The 2,796-nt window shown below is 60.8% G+C and carries 4 protein-coding genes and 1 pseudogene; 2 read left to right on the forward strand and 3 right to left on the reverse strand.

Going from position 1 to position 2,796, the window contains the following annotated elements:
- Positions 1–218: pseudogene (locus tag AC1DXK_RS30720) on the forward strand (IS481 family transposase); the annotation flags it as partial.
- 789 nt (positions 219–1,007) lie between these two features.
- Here AC1DXK_RS30720 and AC1DXK_RS30725 read toward each other — a convergent pair.
- Together AC1DXK_RS30725 and AC1DXK_RS30730 are read right to left on the reverse strand one after the other, a co-directional pair.
- A complete protein-coding gene (locus AC1DXK_RS30725) occupies positions 1,008–1,217 on the reverse strand; it encodes a hypothetical protein (RefSeq protein ID WP_456686760.1) in 210 nt (69 codons plus the stop codon).
- 7 nt (positions 1,218–1,224) lie between these two features.
- Positions 1,225–1,764 carry a PAS domain-containing protein gene (locus AC1DXK_RS30730; protein ID WP_456686761.1) on the reverse strand — a complete coding sequence of 180 codons (540 nt, stop codon included), beginning with the start codon at positions 1,762–1,764 and terminating at the stop codon, positions 1,225–1,227.
- 427 nt (positions 1,765–2,191) lie between these two features.
- On the opposite strand from AC1DXK_RS30730, the gene AC1DXK_RS30735 reads away from it, so the two are divergent.
- Positions 2,192–2,401: a hypothetical protein gene (locus AC1DXK_RS30735; protein WP_456686762.1), complete on the forward strand. Its 210-nt coding sequence runs from the start codon at positions 2,192–2,194 to the stop codon at positions 2,399–2,401.
- 6 nt (positions 2,402–2,407) lie between these two features.
- Here AC1DXK_RS30735 and AC1DXK_RS30740 read toward each other — a convergent pair.
- On the reverse strand, positions 2,408–2,796 hold a 389-nt coding region (locus AC1DXK_RS30740), incomplete at its 5' end, for an IS5 family transposase (RefSeq protein WP_477299687.1).

The raw sequence follows: 2,796 nt of genomic DNA on the forward strand, positions 1-2,796 counted from the left end.
CCCCCCTCAAGGACGCGACCGTCAAGCGCTACCACTACGACAGCCACGACCAACTGCGGGAACACCTCGCCGCTTTCCTGGATGCCTACAACTTCGCCCGGCGGCTCAAGACCCTACGCGGCCTCACGCCATACGAAGCGACCTGCCGAGCCTGGGCAGACGACCCAGGCCGGTTCAGATACGACCCAACCCATCTCACCTCGGGACTGAACACCTAAGGATCGTTCGAGCTGGTTGCGGGTGTTCGATCGGCTAGCGCAGCCCGAGACAATCGTCTCCCGGATTGTTGCGCGCCTGATCAGAACACAGGCGCGGGCTGGCTGTTGCCGCCGTTCTACCGATCTTGAAGTGGCCGCAACCGCACAATCGCCCCGGCTGGTTGGAGTATCCCGGTGAGCTCGGATCGCGTCGGCCGGCCGAAGGTGTCGGCCCAGCTCAATTGGATAACTCGGGCACTGGGAGCCTCAATCGCGGCCAACGCGACCTTCTCCGGATGCCGGCGACTGGCGGCGCCAATCCAGCGCACGACCCAGCGTTCACGCCCGCGACGGGATGGCAGCCCTCGCTTCGGCACAGACCAACGTTGGGTCGAGCGGATGTGGCCGCGCTTGGCTAACGACATGCGGCGATGTCCCTCTATCAGGTCTTCAAGCTGCTACGAGTAGGCCCGAGACGTCAGTTCGATCCGCTAGCCGTGAACGAGTCTCACTGCTGATCTAGATGGCCCTTCGCGCTAGGATCAGCAGGCGGGATGCCGGCGTCGAAAGTGCACGGAGCGCAAAATACCCGAGGAACATCGTCGTATGACTTAGGCGCGTAGGTCCATCAGGCCCGAATGAGGCCTACCATGACCGGTAGTATCTTCTTACGCAATGGAGGCCGTCATACCTGGTGATTTAGCTGTCATTTTTATCTTTCCCATGGCCCGCCACACCCACGAAGGAGCCGCGCCCGAGCGGAATAATGCCAACCTCCGCCAGCGGAACGAATCTCGCGTCGGTCGGAAACTACGCTTCGAGCTCAAGCTTCGCAGCTTGGTGGTCTAGCTCGGCCACAACCGATTTTAGGTGCACGTCTGAGATCAACTCAGCCAGTGGAAGCAAATGCTGACGCTGTTCGCGCAGCATTTGCGCGGGACTAAGTCCGCTGCGCTGAGCGCGATAAGTAAGTATTTCCAGAAATTCTTGCGCCGCAGCCTTGCGATTTTCGTCTGTCATCTGCGCCTCAAGCTGCATTACTGACAGAGCCGGGTTGAACTCGACAGCCGGGAATCATAACCGTTCGCTCAAATTTGCTCGGCTCGAGCGGGGCAGCAGCCTGTGGGCATGCGAATGGAGCGCGCAGAGCTGACAGAGGCGTCACCTTCACGAGGATATTCGAGCCGGCTACGATTTTCCCGGATCTGTCCCGCAGCGGCGTCGGATGCGGCATGATTGGGACACGCGTGCCATCGGGCCGTTCGAGAACAACTTGCAGGCCCCGCACCGCGCTACCCTGCTGGAGGGAAAGAGCCAGCGGCCAGCGCTCACGCGGCAATCGCGTTCCGTTGATCTCGTAGATGTGCCAGGAACCGCACCAACGCTCCTCGCCTATAGCAGGGCGACGGCCCCACAGCTCCGCGGCCGCATCGTTGTAGTAGGTCAGCCAACCTTCGGCGTCAGTGGTATATAAAGGAGCCGAGATCTTCTGGAACAACTGAGCGCACGCGGGCTCGTAATTCCAGCCGCAGCCAGGCGGCGAGAGCTCATATTCGTCGATAAACATTTGAGGCTCACCCTCCACGAATTCGGAATCGCGCCCAGCTTCAACTCTCACTTCATATTCATATTGAAGTACAATTGACGAGGCAGACCGTATCAACGTTGAGCAGGAAAAATCATCATCAAATGTTAATCGGCGCTGTCGATGCGATTAGGGCGCGCGTCATATAATTGCGCCGTCGTCATAAACGGCGATTCGAGAGCTAATGGTGGGGCCGGCGTCCAAAACCTCATAAGATGGCAGCCGAACCGGCTCGTCGGTGTCGAATATTCTTGTCGTCCGGCTTGACGCACGTTTTGCAATGCAGCATCAGTCCGAACCGCTGTGCAACAGATTCGGCGTCAACGTTGAGGTCTGCGGCGCATCATGAACACCATCCAGCCGAGTTTCGAGATCACGGCCGGGATGTGCGACATTGCCGAAAAGAGCGTTGATCAGGCGCGCCGCGCTCGTTGGCTTCGTACAGAACGCGCGCAAGGCCACGGAGAGTGCGCAGGCGCAGACGAAGACTGCAGAGCTGCCGATCAGCGTGGCCTACGTGCGCGGTCTCGAGTTCTTCGAGCAGAACCTCGTCAGCACCTTCGATCTCGCGCAGCAGCTGGTGCGGGCCAACAGCCTGCAGGACGCGCTGCAGCTCTAGGGCGTGTCATCGCTTGAGCCAGTCGAGGGCTGCGGCGAGGGACAGGACACCCATGAAGCTTGTGGCGGTTTTCTCGTAGCGGGTTGCGATGGCACGCCATTCCTTGAGCCTCGCCCAGAGGCGCTCGACCTGATTGCGATTGTTGTAGATCCAGTCCGGGCAGGCGACGGGGGTCTCGTGGTGCTGAGGCGGGATCGCGGGGCGCGCACCCATGTTCCAGATGTGCTCGCGGAAGGCGTGACTGGTGTAGCCGCGGTCTCCGACGACCCACTTGGGCACGCCTGGCAGTTGGTCGAGCAATGGAACCGCATGGGGCAGTTCGTGCGCCTGTCCCGATGCCAGCCGGAAGGCGATGGCGCGGCCCTGCCCGTCGGCGATCACGCAAGCCTTGGTGC

It is taken from the genome of Methylobacterium sp. P3_A11, assembly GCF_056403155.1.